The 18,444-nt window shown below is 47.0% G+C and carries 15 protein-coding genes; 10 read left to right on the top strand and 5 right to left on the bottom strand.

The features are described from left to right. Window positions 1-50: 50 nt before the first annotated feature. The 3 genes from MMB75_RS13710 to MMB75_RS13700 all read left to right on the top strand — a co-directional run bounded on the left by MMB75_RS13710 (window position 51) and on the right by MMB75_RS13700 (window position 3,575). Window positions 51-689 carry an SDR family oxidoreductase gene (locus tag MMB75_RS13710; protein WP_016822668.1) on the top strand — a complete coding sequence of 213 codons (639 nt, stop codon included), beginning with the start codon at window positions 51-53 and terminating at the stop codon, window positions 687-689. Window positions 690-913: 224 nt separating this feature from the next. Then, window positions 914-1,630, top strand: coding sequence for an MBL fold metallo-hydrolase (locus MMB75_RS13705; RefSeq protein ID WP_257126448.1), 717 nt, complete (start codon window positions 914-916; stop codon window positions 1,628-1,630). Between the two features lie 268 nt (window positions 1,631-1,898). Beyond that, complete coding sequence (locus MMB75_RS13700) at window positions 1,899-3,575, top strand: glycosyltransferase 87 family protein (protein ID WP_277508311.1); 1,677 nt, start codon at window positions 1,899-1,901, stop codon at window positions 3,573-3,575. 80 nt (window positions 3,576-3,655) lie between these two features. On the opposite strand, the gene MMB75_RS13695 is transcribed toward MMB75_RS13700, so the two are convergent. From MMB75_RS13695 to MMB75_RS13675, 5 genes are all read right to left on the bottom strand, one after another. Further along, window positions 3,656-3,931, bottom strand: coding sequence for a ChaB family protein (locus MMB75_RS13695; RefSeq protein ID WP_230681890.1), 276 nt, complete (start codon window positions 3,929-3,931; stop codon window positions 3,656-3,658). 320 nt (window positions 3,932-4,251) lie between these two features. Further along, window positions 4,252-4,956 carry a Crp/Fnr family transcriptional regulator gene (locus MMB75_RS13690; protein ID WP_044786998.1) on the bottom strand — a complete coding sequence of 235 codons (705 nt, stop codon included), beginning with the start codon at window positions 4,954-4,956 and terminating at the stop codon, window positions 4,252-4,254. A gap of 61 nt (window positions 4,957-5,017) precedes the next feature. Next, window positions 5,018-5,188, bottom strand: coding sequence for a rubredoxin (rd, locus tag MMB75_RS13685; protein ID WP_016822672.1), 171 nt, complete (start codon window positions 5,186-5,188; stop codon window positions 5,018-5,020). A gap of 2 nt (window positions 5,189-5,190) precedes the next feature. Then, on the bottom strand, window positions 5,191-6,384 hold the full coding sequence (locus MMB75_RS13680; RefSeq protein ID WP_257126447.1) for an NAD(P)/FAD-dependent oxidoreductase: 1,194 nt from the start codon (window positions 6,382-6,384) through the stop codon (window positions 5,191-5,193). Window positions 6,385-6,417: 33 nt separating this feature from the next. Then, window positions 6,418-7,653 carry an FprA family A-type flavoprotein gene (locus MMB75_RS13675; RefSeq protein WP_257126446.1) on the bottom strand — a complete coding sequence of 412 codons (1,236 nt, stop codon included), beginning with the start codon at window positions 7,651-7,653 and terminating at the stop codon, window positions 6,418-6,420. Between the two features lie 214 nt (window positions 7,654-7,867). Between MMB75_RS13675 and MMB75_RS13670 the strand changes: the two genes are divergently transcribed. From MMB75_RS13670 to MMB75_RS13640, 7 genes are all read left to right on the top strand, one after another. Continuing rightward, window positions 7,868-8,209, top strand: a complete 342-nt coding sequence (locus MMB75_RS13670; protein ID WP_031462453.1) for a cupin domain-containing protein — start codon at window positions 7,868-7,870, stop codon at window positions 8,207-8,209. Window positions 8,210-8,600: 391 nt separating this feature from the next. After that, on the top strand, window positions 8,601-10,232 hold the full coding sequence (locus MMB75_RS13665) for a response regulator transcription factor (RefSeq protein WP_257126445.1): 1,632 nt from the start codon (window positions 8,601-8,603) through the stop codon (window positions 10,230-10,232). Further along, entirely contained in the window at window positions 10,229-11,995 is a 1,767-nt protein-coding gene (locus MMB75_RS13660) for a sensor histidine kinase (RefSeq protein ID WP_257126444.1), read from the top strand. The genes MMB75_RS13665 and MMB75_RS13660 overlap by 4 nt, the downstream gene beginning before the upstream one ends. Before the next feature lie 124 nt (window positions 11,996-12,119). Further along, window positions 12,120-13,787: an ABC transporter substrate-binding protein gene (locus MMB75_RS13655; protein ID WP_045244722.1), complete on the top strand. Its 1,668-nt coding sequence runs from the start codon at window positions 12,120-12,122 to the stop codon at window positions 13,785-13,787. 14 nt (window positions 13,788-13,801) lie between these two features. Then, window positions 13,802-14,782 (top strand): ABC transporter permease, encoded by a 981-nt coding sequence (locus MMB75_RS13650; RefSeq protein ID WP_016822679.1) that lies wholly within the window; start codon window positions 13,802-13,804, stop codon window positions 14,780-14,782. 464 nt (window positions 14,783-15,246) lie between these two features. Then, window positions 15,247-16,170 carry a carbohydrate ABC transporter permease gene (locus tag MMB75_RS13645; RefSeq protein WP_016822680.1) on the top strand — a complete coding sequence of 308 codons (924 nt, stop codon included), beginning with the start codon at window positions 15,247-15,249 and terminating at the stop codon, window positions 16,168-16,170. Window positions 16,171-16,292: 122 nt separating this feature from the next. Next, a complete protein-coding gene (locus MMB75_RS13640) occupies window positions 16,293-18,398 on the top strand; it encodes an endo-1,4-beta-xylanase (protein ID WP_019688941.1) in 2,106 nt (701 codons plus the stop codon). The last annotated feature ends 46 nt before the right edge of the window (window positions 18,399-18,444 follow it).

Genomic DNA, 18,444 nt, shown 5'->3' with positions numbered 1-18,444 from the left:
ATATATCAGTATAAAGTAGATGAGAGACCGTGAATACAGGAGGGATAAGAGTGAACGTATTGGTGATTGGTGCCAATGGAAAAGTAGGCAGACATCTCGTTCGCCTACTGGGGCAACATGAATTGCATCGCGTAAAGGCGTTGATTCGCAAACCGGATCAGGCCGAAGCGCTTGAACGTTTGGGAGCAGAAACGGTAGTAGCTGACCTTGAAGGGACAGTTGATGAAATTGCTGCAGCTATAAAAGGCAGCGATGCTGTCGTGTTCACGGCAGGCTCCGGCGGCAAAACAGGAGCGGATAAAACGCTGCTTATCGACCTTGATGGAGCAGTCAAGGCGATGGAGGCCGCTGAGCAAGCGGGTATCCGGCGCTTTATTATGGTCAGCGCTCTACATGCGGAGAACCGGGAGCAGTGGCCCGAATCGATTAAGCCGTATTACGTGGCAAAGCATTATGCAGATCGCTTGCTGGAAGCGAGCAATCTGGATTACACGATTCTTCGTCCCGGCGGGCTAACAGATGATGAGGGTACTGGCAAGGTTGCTACTGGTGAAGATCTTACCAGCCATACCATCTCACGTGAAGATGTAGCGGCAACGGTGGTAGCAGCACTGGAGGAAAAACAGACGTATCATCGTGCGATTGATTTGGTGTCCGGCAGTACGCCTATTGCTGAGGCCATCCGGTAGAGCTAATGAATTGAAAGACATGTGCATAATATGGATAAAGGCAGACCCAGAGGTAGGATTCCGGGTCTGCTTTTTGCTTTGTATAATCCTTTCCTTTAACGCTACATATGACCAAAAAACCAACGTTCCGATGGGCATATTACTAAAAAATTTGCCTAAAACTAATTATATTAATTATAATACTAATATAATTAGTTTTGATCAAGAAAAGGAGATGAGATAAAATGCGTATCGTTCAGGTGCAGCATGTGTATCAATTGACGTTTATGCCCCGGCTGTTCCCGGTGAACTGTTATTTGGTGGAGGAGAAAGAGGGGCTTACCCTGATCGATGCCGGATTGCCATATAGTGCTCAGGGTATTGAACAAGCTGCGGCGCGCATTGGGCAGACGATTGTACGAATTGTACTTACCCATGCGCATGGGGATCATGTAGGTGCGTTGGATAAGCTGAAGGCAAAGTATCCTGAGGCACAAGTATTCATTTCAAGACGGGATGCTCGGCTGCTGAAGGGTGATGTATCGTTGGAGGCAGGCGAACCGGACACTCCTATTCGGGGCAGCGTGCCAAAGAATATCCTTACCCAACCTGACATTTTATTGGAGGATGGAGATAACGTGGGTTCGCTGCTGGCAATCAGCGCACCGGGACATACGCCAGGCTCGATGGGGTTTTTGGATACCCGTACCCGTGCGTTAATTGCAGGTGATGCCTTCCAGACTCGGGGCGGTGTTGCGGTGGCGGGAAGGCTCAAGCCGCTGTTTCCTTTTCCGGCACTAGCTACCTGGGACAAGGAAATTTCGCTGGCAAGCGCCAAAAAACTGGCGTCTTACAATCCGTCTCTATTAGCAGCCGGTCATGGCAACATGCTGAAGCATCCACAATCTCAGCTGGAAAAAGCGATTATGGAGTTGGAGCAGCAATGTTCAGTGCGACGATGATTACGTATTCAGCCAACATTCAGCCAGAACTCACAAAGTCCTAAGCTAAGGCAGATACAATATGAGGAAAATAGAAACAGAGAGAGGTGCATCGGATTTGAACGTTTGGAAAGCGAACGGTCTGAAATATATACTTCTATTTAGTCTCATATTGTGTGCTGCCGTTAGTATCGTGTCGTTATGGAGTTACTCAGGTAGTTCCGCGTCTCAGTCTGCGGCAGTGAGGCAAGGTCCATCCGGCGGGTTTGGAGGAGGACCAGGCGGAGGCATGGGAGGGCCGGGGCAACGTTCCTCTGACGGTCAGACTGCGGGGAACCGTGGAACAGGAAATGTAGGACAGGGCCAGCAGAATTCGTCCTCAGCATCTACGGATGCGACGAACAGCTCTGACGGCAAGAATCAGGGGACGACAGGTCAGACGACCAACTCCACTACTAAGAATCCACCGATATCAGGTGACAAAGGCACAACGGCCGGGAATGATACGTCTGCATCGGGCGGCAGTGGTATTGCTAGAGACGGACAGCACAACAGAGGTCCGGGTGGCATGTCTGGTAACGGATCTGGAATGGGCATGGGCGGTCCAGGCGGTGGTATGGGTGGTGGGAGGAATGGAAATTCTTCATCTGCTTATGCTACTCCGATGGCGATTTTCGCCGCTTTGTTCTTCGGTGCGTTCGTGTTTATTGCGTACCGTTTTCGGGCTCAAGAATGGAAGCTCGGGGAACGTAACCGGGGACTGATGCTATGGACTGTGCTGGGTGCAGGGTTCTTTTTAAGAATGGCGATCGCCCCATGGATCTCGGGTCACATGGACTTAATGCTATTCCGAAACTGGGCTACGACAGCAGCGAATAGCTTGTCAGGCTTTTACACGAATGGTTCCAGTGACTATCCACCGTTCTATATTTATATTTTATATGTGATCGGTAAAATCGGCTCTACGGATGCCTTCAGTCCTTATATGACCGTACTGCTGCGGCTTCCGAATATATTAGCGGATATCGTGACAGCGTACATGCTGTACCGGTTGGCAAGCAAACGAGTCGGCTATGGAGTGAGCCTCGGATTGGCTATATTCTACGTGTTTAACCCGGCTGTATTTATCAATTCGACCTTCTGGGGGCAGGTAGATTCATTCTTTACCATGCTGATTGTAGGCATGATTGTGCTGCTGGTGGAAAACCGAATTGGCTGGTCCGCTGTACTGTTTACGATAGCGGTATTGATGAAGCCACAGGGCATTATTTATGGGCCGGTTCTGTTCTTCGAGCTGCTGAGACAGCACAAAATACAGCCTTGGCTGTTATCCATTGGCGGCGCCGTTGTGACAACCATTCTGGTTATATTGCCATTTTCATGGGGGCAGGAGCCATTATGGCTGCTTGATTTATACAAGGGGACAGTTGGCGAATATCCATATGCTTCGGTGAACGCGTATAACTTCTTCGCACTCATTGGTGGCAATTATACGCAGGACACTACAACGCTGTTCCTGTTCAGTTACCATACATGGGGTATGATCTGCATTGTGCTGGTGACTTTGTTTACATGGTGGATGTATATCCGCAGTCGGAAACCACAGTTCGCAGCAGCAGCTGCACTGGTACTCATTGCAGGTGTATTTACCTTCGCTTCCAGCATGCATGAACGGTACCTGTTCCCTGCGGCCGCGTTAGCTGTACTGGCGTACCTGTATTTGCGAGATCGCAGATTTTTGTGGCTTGCGGGTGGATTCAGTCTTACGATTTTCCTGAACACCTTTGATATTTTCTATAGCTCCAATTCTCAGGATCATTACGGTATTATTTTGTGTGTGACATCATTGCTAAACGTGCTGTTGTTTGTATATTTGGTCAAGATAGTGTGGGATTGTTCCAGACCGGCTACAAATCAGGCTGCGCTTCCCAAGGCCACCAATATAGCTTCTTTATCCGCAGAATGAGAGATGGGCGGTCACCACACAGGTGATCGCCCATCTTCAGCGATGAAGGCACAGTCTCAATACGGCGCGCCAATATCCGTTCATTTCACTGCGGGTAAGGAAATGTTTCTCTCCACCATAAGAGGGATCAATTTGCGGAATGCTATCGTGCTTGCAGCCTGTTCATCCCTTTGGTAGGCTTCATATTCTTTCCTGAATGTGTCCTGCATTTCCTCCGGTAAATGGCGGATGTATCGGTGCGCACATGCGGTTACCTGTGCCGGCGATCCGAAATCAACCACCAGATCCAGCACATCCAGCACATCCAGCACATAAAACTCCATGGGATTCGACTGTGGCAAAAACCATCCGGTCAAGATGGCTTGTTCAAGCACCTCGTCGAGATTAGCACCATGCTTCTCCTGGATTTATAGTATTTGAATCCGCAAGGCTCACAGGCCGCAGCAATCCTAGAGCAACATTCTCGAAAAATATCCTTGCCGGTTTGGTGATCCGCCATATCTATTCCTCTCCATTTTGCTTATTTTATAAAGAGCGTGAAGAACAGAAATCTTGGCTTGATTTCAGGCTCATAAACTTTGTATTACTACGCAAAAACAGGCCTACGGTTTCTATTGTTTTTTTGCAGGGGCGGTTTTTTTGTCCTCATGCCAGAGTAACCTGATATCTATGTGTCTCAATCCATATATTCGTTCAGTTTCTGTACATCGCAGATGGTAATCTCTCGTGTACCTTTGATATGAATAATCCCCAGTTGTTCAAATTTTCCGAACTTGCGGCTGATGGTTTCACGTGTCACACCCACATAATTAGCCATTTCCTCGCGTGAGAGGGGGAGATTTATTTTAATATTGGAGCCGTCTGGCTTGCCGTATTTATGTCCGAGTTCGAGAATCATGTAGGCAATACGGATTTCCGGGTCTTTGGTAGCCAGACTTTGAGCCAGGTTTTCAGTATGTGCCAAGCGTTTGGTAATCGTTTTAAGCAGCCTCAAAGAGATATCGGGATTGTTGCGGATCAACTCCTCCATATCATCCTTGGTGAGCATACAAATATCAGTATCCTTTAAGGCGTACGCACTAAAATTACTCAGCTCGTCGTTATTAAATATGTTCAACTCACCAAAAAAATCGCCAGTAGTCAGAATGTGTAGAATTTGCTCTTTCCCCTGAGGTGTCATCTTCAGCAGCTTGACATGCCCGCTTTTAATAATGTACAGCGTATCCGATGCCTGTTCCTCGACAATCAAGGCCTCGCCTTTCTGATATTTTCGATGCCGGATCATGGAGCTAACCTTGCACAAATCTTCGCAGGACAAAGAGGAAAAGATAGGCACTTTGCGGGCACAGGGCTCCTGTTCGCACTGGCAGGGGCAGGACATTTCATTCACATTCATTCACTCCATTCATCAACCGGAAACTAAAAAGTATAGTGTGTTCTTGTTATTTTGTATCATCTATAGGGGCAAAATGGCTTTGATCCTCACCGCAGACTGGACAAACCCAGTCCTCTGGAAGGTCTTCGAACGCTGTACCTGGCATCACGTCTTCATCAGGGTCACCTATAGCAGGATCATAAACGTATCCACAGGGCTGACATACATATTTTTTCATTGTTAATTCTCCTTGTCATCTAAAATTTTTGTAAGCTCTGGTGCGTCCGGACTGAGTCCTTGGGTAATGGCTGCTTTATATGGAAGTGAAGCAAGAGCATCTCCGAAGCCAATCGCGCCACAGATAGAGCCATTTTGTATGAACATACGTGTATAAGAACCTTGATTTCCACAGGTCAGGCTGGTGTCGCATTCCTGTTCATCTACCAGACCAATGGAAAACAAGGGGCATTCATAGCTGTTGGACAGGGTGACAGGAATGAGACGCTGGTAAGCTGCGGAGGCACCCGCCATATTAGTGCCTGCTATTTTCCCTTGCTCCATAGCACTTTCCCATAATCCATCTACTCTATTGTGGAACTCGGCTACATCACCTGCTGCGTATATATTGGGGAAGCTGGTCTCCATCTGCGCATTCACCTGAATGCCTTGTCTGATATCAAGACCGATTTGGCGAGCAAGCTCCGTATTAGGTACAATGCCGATAGAATACACGACATGTTCACAGGGAATAACAGTGCCGTCCTGCAGTTCTACGCCCTCTACATGCTCCGTGCCTGTAATACGCTTTACGCCTTGTCCAAGGCATACCTGGGTGCCCTGTTCGATTACTCGGCGGGTCAAAATAGCGGATGCCTTTTCATCTAGCTGACGGGGCATCAGCCGTTGCGAAGCTTCCAGAATGGTGACGGCATATCCGGCTTGCTGGAAGGACCAGGCGGTTTCTACACCCTGAATACCGCCCCCGACGATACATATCCGGTCTCCCTCTCGCAATTCCGCTTTAAGTCTGTCTGCATCTTGTCGAAACCGAATGTTGTGAACGTTCCTTAGTGAAGCCCCGTCCAGCACAAGCTTACGGTTATGGGCTCCTGTACACAGCAACAGCTTGTCATAAGCAACGGTTTGTCCATTTATTGTTTCGATGGTGCAGTCCTCTGCGTGTATCGCGGTGATCTTTGTGCCGGAATAAACCTTAATCCGCTGATTGGCAAACCATTTTTCTTTTTTGATCAGGATTTTGTCGCTATGCAAGTCAGTAAATAGCGCCTTGGAAAGCTTGACTCTGTTATACGGAAGGGAGGATTCTTCCCCGTAAATCGAAATTTCGGCTAACTCATCATGATCTCTAATTGCTTTTGCCGCGTTGATAGCGGCCACGCCGCCTCCGATTATAACGTAATGTTGGTTATCCATTCGGCATCTCTCCTATTCCTCTAGCTTTCTGCGCTAAATAACACTAAGCAGCAGATCTGAGACAAATTCAGCAGCATTTTTTATTTTTTTCACTTTTTCATCTTCTGTAGGAGAGAAGCGAATGCGTACCGGAAATTCCACATGCGTCATACCCGTTGACTTGATTACATCTGAAGTGCTTTGGACTTTCATATTAGTACCGTTCAAGTAATCCTGTACGACCTCAATGGCTTCACCGCTCCAGCCGTAGGAACCAAAGGCGGCAGCAAGCTTATCTTCCAGATTCATCTTTTGCATTTGTTGCAGCAACTCTTCCAATTTGCCTGTCATGTCAGCATATTTGGTAGAGCTACCGACGAAAACAGCATCCGCTGAGGCAATACTTTTTAATATCTCGGTTTCATCCGCCTTATCTACATCCCATAGCTCCACTTTGATTTGGTTCTCCAAAAAGCAATCTCTCAGAATGTTTGCCATTTTTTTGGTATTGTTCTTCAATGTGGCATAAACAATCGCTACTTTTTTATCATCCTTGGTTTCGGTGCTCATCGATGCGTACAAATCAATAAATTTGGCAATATCATGTCGGATCGCGAAGCCGTGGGAAGGAGCAATCATCTCAATATCCAAGTCAGATACAGCTTCGATTAATGTACGCACATATCTGCGATGTGGATGAATAATAGCCTGGTAGTATCCGATAAAATCCTCGGTAATATCAAAACCGGCCTCATCGGCAAATAGATGCTCTACAGCTACGTGTGTGCTGAAAATATCGCAAGGGAACAAGATTTTATCTTCCACGCAATACGTAATCATGGTTTCCTCCGTATGGAGGTAAGGTGTTTCCTTAAATAGCAGTGTCTTGCCTCCAATATCCAGTTGATCCCCATCCTTGATTACGAGGAAGTTCCGATGCTGGAGCTTGTACATCTGCTGAATTTCTGGAACGGCAATCTCAGTGCAGACAATGGTGGCGTTTGCTGCCTTGGAAGCAAGGGCCGCCAACCCGCCGGAGTGATCCGGTTCCGTGTGATTGACGATTATATATTGAATATCCAACGGGTCGATCAATTCCGCTACAGCTTCGGCAAATTCTCTACCGAACGCCATATCTACGGTATCTATAATGGTTGGTTTTCCGGTTTTTAGTAAGTATGCATTATAGGTTGTACCCTTAGATAGGGTAAGCCGATGAAAGGGTACCTCACGATTATCGATTTTTCCTACCCAATATATATTCTTTGCCAGCTTAAATCCTGGTTTCATAGGAATAACCTCCTGTTGTTTTGGTTTGTCTAACATAATTTAATTCTAGCTAGATGTGATGGTGAAAAAGATGATTGAAATCAAATTTTTGAATATTTCAAAGTATTTATGACTTAAATTTATGTTTGTGATCGCAATCACAAGACGAGCGTAATAATCAAATACAATAAGACTATATAGGCCCAATCCAATTACAAACAGGAGAGTGATCTACATGAAAAAATCAAACCTCATTCAATTTCAGGAATATAAAGAAGCTGCATTTACAAAACGAATTGTGCATAAGGAAGCTGACAATGTTATTTTTATCCTCAACTTCACCCCTAATGCTGAACTGCCAACACATAATCATCCAGGAGCGAATGTATATTTGCTCGTTCTTGAAGGAAGCGGTACTGTAACTGTAAATGGTGAAGAAACGGAAGTTGTCCAAGGGGATATGATCCATATTACCGGAGATGAGCATTTTTCCTATCGTGGTGGTGCGGGAGCGAACTCCAGCCTGCATGTGGTGTTGACCAAAACGCCAAGTGAAAGCTACGCACAAAATGTATAAAGTATAGAAATAACAAGAAGAGAAAACGCAATCCAAATATAAGAAAGCCGCTTGGTTTAAATGACCAAGCGGCTTTCTTATTGGAGAGCCACACCCCGAAATAGACTATGCATTCCCCTCTGAGCTGGATGACTGTATCTGTGACAACGCTGGATGTCTGTTCATCTACAAGTCACAGCAGGCTACGGTTGCGTTCGGTGAAGAAGAAGCCGGAGGCAATGGCATTCACGCTTTGGAGCGACCTTATGATGAAATCTCGTCTGTACAAACTGCTCTCGAAGTGCCACAATACGTTGCAAAGGCCATATTTCTCCAGCTGGGATATCGTACAAGGCCCGCGAAGTAGTCAACCCCAATAAAATAACGTTTCATCGAAAGGAGGAGGCAGGTTATGAAGCTGCATCGAGCCATTGTGGTGGATGATGAAATATTCACCCGCAAAGGGCTAATTCAACTTGTGGATTGGGAAACCTGTGGCTTCGAAATCGTGGGAGAAGCTGATAATGGTGAGGATGCGCTGGAGCTAATCAGTCGTCTTCACCCGGATCTGATCATTACCGATATTCGTATGCCTGTGCTGGATGGATTAGAGCTGATTCGATCCGTACTCGAACGGAGTACCCAACATCCTGCTTTTATTATCATGAGTGGTTACAGTGATTTTACTTATGCACAGCAGGCACTCCGCTATGGAGTGCATGATTTTATACTCAAGCCGGTTGATGATGATGACTTTTCGGCTACACTGCGCAAGCTGAGTGAAAGATTGCACCGTGAGCAACAGAACGCGCAGCGATATCAACACCACCTTACAGGCGGGCTGTTAGAGACGATGATGATGAACCCAGTGGATGATGCAGTGGTGACACATTGGGAGCAGCAGCTGCGACTTGGAGAAGCCACGTGTATGTACTATGTACTCGTCGAGCTGAATGATCAGCATCCTTGGCGCTCCGGTGACGATGGTGTCATGCTATCGCTTTTCCAGTTCAGGGAGCTTATAGAGCAAGCGCTTCATCGTTTAATGGACGGCAAGTACCCTCTCTATGTCCATGAGCATCGTAACCGGGTTGGTCTTATCGTACCGGACTTCTTTTTAGAGGGTTTTGGAGCCAAAGTAGAATTGTTTATGAAAGCGCTACAACAGGAGATAGAGGGGATGGAGTCAGTAAAAAACCAGTTGGGAATTCGGGTATTCGTTTATGCGGGAAGTCCTGTGAATCGGTTGCGGGATATCCAGCAGTCCTATGCCAGTGCAAAGGAAGCAGTGCTTCATAAATACATTCATGACCCTAGCGGTATTGTTGTCTATTTGCAGGATGAAATGCCATCCCTCCACTATAGGACCATTCGTCAGAACGTACTGGATAGCTTGACAGAGCAGGTGGAGGAGCTCCAATTGGAAGAGCTACGTGCGACCATAGGTTATTTATTTAGCAGCTTTCGGGAAGAGTATTATGCTCCTGAGGCTATGAAAATGAGTCTGCATCAATGCGTTCTTAGTATCGTGCGGGTCATTCAAAACATGCAGGGAAATGAGCGCTCACTTCAGTCACTGGAACCGATGATAAACTGGCAGGATATGAATCTGTCGTTGGGTGAACTCCAACGATTGTTTACAGCCTTTGCCGAAGAAAGTGGAAAATATATTGGGACGCTGCGCAAGGAATGTCAGCAGGGAGGAATCCAGCACATCCGTGCTTATATTGAGCAGCATGCTGCCGAGAATATAAGCCTGAAAAGTATTGCGGCTCACTTTTACATGAATCCGGTATACCTCGGTCAATTGTTCAGAAAAACATACGGGGTGTACTTTAACGAATTCCTGCTGAAGTTGCGCGTTCAGGAGGCGAAACGCCTGCTGCGGCAGACGGACCTGCGTATTTATGAAATTGCGGAGCGAGTGGGCTTCGGCAGTTCAGACTATTTTGTGACTCAGTTTGAAAAGCTGGCGCACGTCACGCCAAGTGAATACCGCAATAGCCTAAGTGCTGGGTACGAGCCAGAGAGGTCCGGCGAATGAAGAGGCTGAGAACTATCCTGGATCATATACGGCTGCGAGATAAAATGCTGCTGCTTTATTTCCTCTGTGTTTTTACACCTATCGTGCTGACCAATCTGATCTTTTACCATGTTACCTCGCAAAATGTGAAAGAACAGCGTATTCAGGATATTACGCGCGCCCTGGAACAAATTAAAATTGAATTTTACCGGGAATTTGAAGATGCGATGGAAATCTCGTCTATCTTTTATACCGATTATCGACTCAATGAGGTGTTGGAAGAAACATATCCCCACCCTGCTGATTATATTGCTGTCTATGACTCTTATTTACGTCGTATCTTAAACAATACTTACAGTCCTGTGTACCAATCCGTGGGTGGAATTACGATCTATACAGATAATCCAACGCTAATGGATTCCGGGGGAATCAGCTTTATAGATGAGAGGGTCAAAAGCTTCCCTTGGTATACCCAAATCCCGCCTGGACGCCAGTCCAAGCCTATATTTGTCCGTACTGACGACAGTACCGCTGAGCAGCTACACCTCTTCAGCCTGATTCGACGGATGAACTATTTTTATTCCCAAAATGGTCGTGAAAAAATACTGAAAATAGAGCTGCGAATGTCATCCATTCGGGAGATTTTCAATAACTTGAACTTGCAGGGGAGTCTCTTTCTGCTTAACGAACGGGGAGAAGTCGAATATACAAATGACCCGAAGGTTGATATAAACCATAAGAGCGTGGCCTATAGCACCCTCAATCTACCCAATGACACCATGGAATTCAAGACTCATTATGTGCTTACGAATAATCTGAACGGCTGGAGCATTGTGGCTGCGGTATCCAGAGATGAAGTGTTGTATGAAATGCAGGAACCTCGCAATTTTGCGCTCTTGTTAACCTGTGTAAATATGCTGCTGCCCACCTTGATCATTATCTGGATTACACGTTCGCTGAACGTGCGGCTTCATCGCATTCTGAAACATGTGAAGAAGGTGAAAAATCAGCATTTTGAACTCATTCCGGGTATGGAGTCGAGTGATGAAATCGGACAGCTCACAGGTGAATTTAACCGGATGACGCTGAGAATCAAACGACTGATTAACGATGTCTATATGGCCGATATTCAGCGAAAAAATCTGGAGATTCAGCGTAGGCACGCCCAGTTGAATGCACTTCACAGCCAGATCAACCCCCATTTTCTGTTCAATGCGCTGGAGACGATTCGTATGCGAAGCCTGATGAAGCATGAGGATGAGACAGCCCGCATTATTCATAATATGGCACGGATTTTCCGCAATTCGCTGGTGTGGAACAAGGATCGGGTTACTTTGCGGGACGAGCTGGAGTTGATCCGTTGTTTTCTGGAAATCCAACAATATCGCTTTGGTGAGCGAATACAGTACGATGTACAGGCACGCTCCGAAGACCTGGACAATTTGATTCCCAAAATGGTCGTACTGACGCTGGTTGAAAATGCAAGTATCCACGGCATTGAGCCGCTAAAGCATGGGGGACGCATTGAGATTCTTTTTGAGCATGAGGAAGAACGACTGCTGCTAACGGTTCGGGATGATGGGGTGGGCATGTCTGCGGAACAGGTGCAGCGCTTATATGGCTACATGCAAAGGCAGGAAGAAATGGGTGAGCGTATAGGTCTGCAAAATGTCATCTATCGTCTAAAACTTTACTACGGCAACCGCTTTAAGCTGGTCATTCGCAGCGCACCCGGCGAGGGTACAGAAATTCGTATAATGATTCCTGCGGATCGGGACCTATAGTTTCCTAAGTAACACCTATAGATTGACAGGTGAACAAAATGAACGGCATTTTATAAAATGAAAGTGCTTACAATTTGGTATTCACACACAATCGACAAAAGAGGCCGAAAGGGGAAGGTCTGGCATGACAAGCAAAAGGTTCGGAATCATCAGTCTGGTAATGGTTATGATGGCATCTATGATCGCTGCTTGCTCAGGGAGCTCGGGTAAGGAGCCTGCGTCGGGAGATAGCAAGGAGAAGGTCACATTCACGTATTTTAATGCCACGGCGGGAAGAGACATTAATACCAATGAAACGCGGATCGGAAAAATACTGGAAGATCAGACCGGCGTGAACTGGAAGCTGGAGCATTTGGTAGGGGATTCGAATACGAAAATCGGCACGTTTATTGCCAGTAATGACTATCCAGACGTGATTGTACCTGATGGCACGATTGATAAACTGCTGGATGCCGGGGCTTTTATTCCCCTGAATGATTTGATCGATAAATATGGGCCAAATATCAAGCGTGTATATGGACCGTACTACAATCTGATGAAAGCGGAGGATGGGAATATCTATTTCCTGCCGTTCAGTGCAGTGGTCGGTGATTATTTGTCTGCTCCTAATATAGAGCAGGGAGCTTTTTGGATACAGCGTAGAGTGTTGAAGGAGGCGGGATACCCAAAAATAAAAACGTTAGATGAGTACTTGGCTCTGATTCGGAACTATGCGAAAAAGCATGCAGACGAGGGATTAACCGGGTACTTGGCGTTAACCACGCAGGATAGGTTTTATGCGCTTACGAATGCGCCGATGCATCTGGCAGGCTATCCCAATGATGGCGGCACGATTATTGATATGAAAACACACCAGGCGACGGATTATGGAGATGAGGAAATCACAAAGCGGTATCTCCAGGAACTGAATCAGCTTAACGCAGAGGGCCTATTCGATAAATCCTCCTTTGTAGACAATTACGATCAATATTTGGCGAAGCTAACCTCGGGTAAGGTGCTGGGCTTTTTCGATTATCGCTGGCAGGCAGGGCAGTCTCTAAATAACCTGCAGGAGGCTTCCAAGCGTTCGGGTAATGATGATCTGGAATATGTAGGGCTGCCTGTTGTATACGACCGGAATATAAAGGATCAGTATCTTGATCCGTCGTCATTTGTTAATAACCGAGGCATCGGAATTACAGTCAGTGCCAAGGACCCGGTACGTATCATCAAATTTTTCAACAATCTGCTGACCGACGAAAACCAGGTATTATCCAACTGGGGGATCAAAGGTGAAACCTATGATGTAGATAAAAATGGGCGCTTTTATCGGACCAAGGAGCAAATTAAGAAGACGGGTGAGGATGCGTTCCGTGACTCATTTGGGTTCAAATATTTTGAATACAGCTGGCCGCGGTACGGTAACGGTTCTTCCTTGCCCGACGGCAACTCGGCTAGCCCCGGACGGCAGGCTGAGGTTGCGCGGATGTCGTATACCGAAGGTGATAAAAAGCTGCTTAAAGCGAACGGTGTAGAGTCCTTCTCGCAGATGTTTTCCGCACCTGACGAGCGTCCATGGTTCCCAGCCTGGAGCATTCAGGTTGATCAAGGCTCGCCTGCGCAGATTTTCCAGCAAAAGAAAGGAGACCTGCAGCGCAAATATTTCCCGCGCTTGGTATTGTCTGCACCGGAACAATTTGATGCCATTTGGAACGAATACACCACCGAGTTTAACAAGCTGGATGTGAAGGCCTTTGAGGAGCTGATCACGAAGGAGGTTGCCAAAAAAATCAAGACGGTCGGGAAAAAATAAAGGAGGAAGCAGCTATGAGCTACACGTCACCGCCACCTGTTACGACCTCCTCGGGCCATTTGCCGCTCTCACGGCGAACCGGCTTTAGGGGATTTATACACAAGCTGAATCAGCAGCGTGCACTCGTATGGATGTCCGTCCCTTTTTTAATCTGGCTGCTTATTTTTAAATATTTACCTCTTTGGGGCTGGACGATTGCCTTCCAGGATTTTAAGCCTGCCCGCAAGCTGCTTGATCAGCAATGGGTTGGATTGAAGCATTTCCGTTTTCTATTTCAGGATGAACACTTTCTGCGGGTGATGCGCAATACGCTGGCGATGAGCTTTATTAATCTGGTGCTGGGATTTGTTACCGCTATAACACTAGCAATTTTGCTGAATGAGCTTCGTCAGATTGTATTTAAGCGAGTGGTGCAGACGATCAGCTACTTGCCACATTTTATTTCGTGGGTAGTTGCGGCCAGTATTATTAGTACGGCGCTATCAGCAGACGGCGGCATTGTCAATGAGGTGCTGATGTGGCTTGGACTCATTAAGGAACCTATTCTGTGGTTGGGTGAGGGAAGCTACTTTTGGGGGATTCTCGGAGCGTCGGAGGTATGGAAAAATGTCGGTTGGAATACCATCATTTATTTGGCCGCGATGACCACGATTGACCCCTCGCAGTATGAAGCGGCCGAGATGGACGGAGCAGGGCGGTTTCAGCGGATTTGGCATGTGACCTTGCCGGGATTAAAGCCTGTATTTATCATCCTGCTCATTATGAACATTGGCAATCTGCTGGAATCAGGCTTTGAACCGCAATATCTACTGGGCAACGGCATGAACGTGGATTACTCGGAAAACTTAGATATTTTCGTCCTGAAATATGGTATCCAGATGGGGAACTTTTCGCTTTCCATTGCTGCTGGAATGTTCAAAACGGTGGTTAGCTTCATTCTGTTGTTTAGCGCCAATCATATTGCGAAGCGGTTAGGGGAGGAGCGGTTGTTCTAAAAAAGAGTGAGTTACGGGGGAGAAGGTCGCTTCGCGTGCGGATTGTTCTTCCGATCACTGTTATCCCCGGATTTTCTTATTGGAATAAAAAACATAGGTTAAAATCCGGGAATAAAGGTGAACGCTCCGCTTCTTTAGAACAATTCCGCCCGCTCCGCTACTACCCCGCCGTAAAGTCACTTTTTTAAGAACTGAGGGTTGTAGCAGAGGGCGTGCCCATGCATTCTACAGGGAAGGTCAGTGGATTTTTAACAGGCCGCTTCGCGGACCTCATCAAGACCTTACCAACGAACTACAACACGACTTCTTATAGTCCCAAAAATAATCCACATAATTCACTCCAATTGCCACTAGATATAACCACTCAAAATGATAGTTCCAAGTAACAGTACCAACAAACTCTAAGAATAATCAATCGGATTTAAGTGCAGGACTAGGCTATTTTTTAGAAAGGAGAGGAAGTCATGGGCAAAGGGAAGGCCATACACGGGCGATTTCGGGCGCCCTCGGATCGGATTTTTGATGCGTGCAATGTTGTGTTTATGCTATGCCTAATGGTGTTCACGCTGTATCCATTTTTAAATACGTTGGCGGTTTCATTAAATGAAGCGAATGACTCGATTCGGGGCGGGATTTATTTGTGGCCGCGTGAATTCACGTGGAGTAATTATGAATTTGTATTCAAGGAAGCGACGATTTTTCATGCTACGTTGATTTCTGTATTACGTACGGTCGCGGGTACAGTGACCTCAGTGTTTTGCTGCGCAATGGTGGCGTATACGATCAGCCGACCGGAATATGTGCTGCGCAAATTTGTTTCGATTGCTTTTATTTTAACGATGTATTTTAGCGGTGGATTGATCCCCAATTTTCTCTTGATTCGTGAGCTTGGGATGCTGGGAACCTTTTGGGTGTACATCGTGCCGGGCTTGATCGGGGTGTTTAATGTCATAGTCATTCGCTCCTTTATTGAGGGATTGCCAGAGGGAATTTTGGAGTCGGCGCGTATTGATGGGGCTGGGGAGTTTGCTACTTTTATGCGCATTGTTTTGCCGCTGTGTGTGCCAGTGCTGGCAACGGTATCCCTGTTCACGGCGGTCTCGCAATGGAATTCCTGGTTCGATGTATTTTTGTACAATTCGTCGTATGAGCAATGGAGCACTCTCCAATATGAGCTGATGAAAATTCTGCAAAATTCCAATACGTCCGTTAACGCTCAGGACTATGCCAGCCAATTTGCAGGGTCGGAAAATTTGGCAAAGGCGGTTACGCCTACCTCTATTCGTGCCACGATGACGATTGTTGCTTCAGTGCCTATCATTTTAGTCTATCCGTTTTTACAAAAATATTTTGTGAAGGGTATGACCTTGGGAGGCGTCAAAGGATAGTGAATATTTTACATTCATTCTAAGAGCCGTTTCCAATCCGCAGATAACTATAATCCAAGAGTGCCAAATATGAATTCAAAAATTTGAGTGCAGGAGGGATTGCTGTGCGGTCATGTTGGTATATGCCTTTTTGTCTGGTACTGGCTGGAGTGCTGTTGTTATCACCTATCGGATGGTGGGGAACGTCTGTAGCGAAGGCAGCTTCGTCTATGGAACATTCTCCGTCGGTTTCGGACAAGGTGCTATCGGCAGGGAAGATCATTGGAGCGTATGGATTTGAGCAAGGAAACAGTGAAGGCTGGAAGCCCCGGGGAGCTTATACCCAAATTGCATCCGTCACGGAAGCGGCCTATGGCGGTACGCACAGTCTGAAGGCAACCGCTCGTACGGCGGCTTGGAACGGAGCAGAGCTGGATGTGAAGCCGCTGCTGCTGCCGGATGTGGAGTATGAAATTAGCGGGTATGTGAAACTGGACGGCAATGCGGCAATTCCAAGCGTGATTAAGCTTACGATGGAGCAGCAGCCGACAGGGGGGACTACAGCATGGAAGACTGTAGCCCAGACGGAAACAGCAGATACTTCGTGGATTAAACTTCAGGGGAGATATACGTTTACCGGGGAGATGAATGCATTGAAGCTGTATGTGGAGAACTCGAATCCCGCTCAGGCCTACTATGTGGATGAGGTGGAAATTAGGCAGGTATCAGTAACACCAACGAATCCTACAAGTGGGATTGTATCTGGGTTTGAAGATGGCACAGCCCAAGGCTGGGTATCCCGCTTAGGAGCCGAGACTGTGCAGGTCTCGAATGCCGATGCACGGACCGGCTCATACAGTCTGCTGACAACAGGCAGACAAAAGGCATATGCCGGTCCCAAGCTGGACGTGACGGCCACGATGCAAAAGGGCAACCGTTATACGGTCAGCACCTGGGTGAAGCTGGCGCCGGGTGAGCAGCCTGCCAAGGTGAGGCTCAGCGTACAGCGTGATTACCAAGGACAAAGTGCATATGAAACGATTGTAGGCGATACGGCGATTACGACAGGAGGATGGATGCATTTGGCTGGCACGTATACGCTCGCACATGACACAGATGCCGTTTCTATGTACCTGGAATCGCCAGAAGGGACGTCTTCCTTTTATATGGATGATTTCGAATTGTCCCTGGTGCCGCCGCTGGCGATTGAGAAGGACATACCTTCTTTGCATGGATTATATCAGGGACAGTTCAGCATCGGCACAGCGATTGAGGCTTTCCAGACCGAAGGGGCTTACGGGGAACTGGTACAGAAGCATTTTAACAGCGTCGTTGCAGGGAATGCGATGAAGCCTGTCTCCTTGCAACCATCCGAGGGGCAGTTCCATTGGGAGGAAGCAGACCAAATTGTGCAATTTGCAAAACAGCACGGATTGGAAATTCGTTTCCATACCTTAGTGTGGCATAACCAAACCGGGGATTGGATGTTTAAGGACAAAAATGGACAGCCGATGACACCGACTGCTGAGAATAAAAAGCTTTTGCTGGACCGCCTGGAGACGCATATTCGTGCTGTTACCGCTCGTTATAAAAATGTTATTACCGATTGGGATGTGGTGAATGAGGTCATTGATCCTGATCAGCCAGACGGCATGCGCCGTAGCAAGTGGTATCAGATTACAGGAACCGATTATATTGAAAAAGCGTTCCGTGTCACGAGGGAAGTGGCGGGGCCAAACGCGCGGTTGTTCATTAACGATTACAATACCCATGAACCGAAGAAACGGGATTTTCTGTACAATCTGGTGCGTGATTTGCTTGCCAAAGGTGTACCGATTGATGGCGTAGGTCACCAATCGCATATCCGCCTGGAGTTCCCTACTATTGCCGAAATCGAGCAATCCATCGAAAAGTTTGCTTCACTCGGGCTGGATAATCAGATCACAGAGCTGGATATGGGCCTCTACTCTAATGATACGGATCGCTACGAAACGATTCCTGAAGCTCTACTGATCCGGCAGGCTCATCGTTATCAGGCGCTGTTCGATATGTTTACAAGACAGCAGGAACATCTCAGCAATGTGACGATTTGGGGGACAGATGATGGCAATACGTGGCTTACTACATTCCCGATTGCCCGGCTGGATAAGCCGCTGCTGTTCAATGAACGGTTAAAGGCCAAATATGCATATTGGGCGCTGGTTGATCCATCCAAAGTGCCGCCGCTGCCAGTAGGGAGTAATGAATAAATGATTTGAGACAGAGGAGTAGAAAACTAAGATTTTACTTCATTTA

Origin of the sequence: Paenibacillus sp. P2(2022), from assembly GCF_029522175.1 — a bacterium.
Classification (GTDB): domain Bacteria; phylum Bacillota; class Bacilli; order Paenibacillales; family Paenibacillaceae; genus Paenibacillus; species Paenibacillus polymyxa.
The sequence above is the reverse complement of the archived record's forward strand: the minus strand, read 5'-3'. Positions and strand labels throughout refer to the sequence as shown.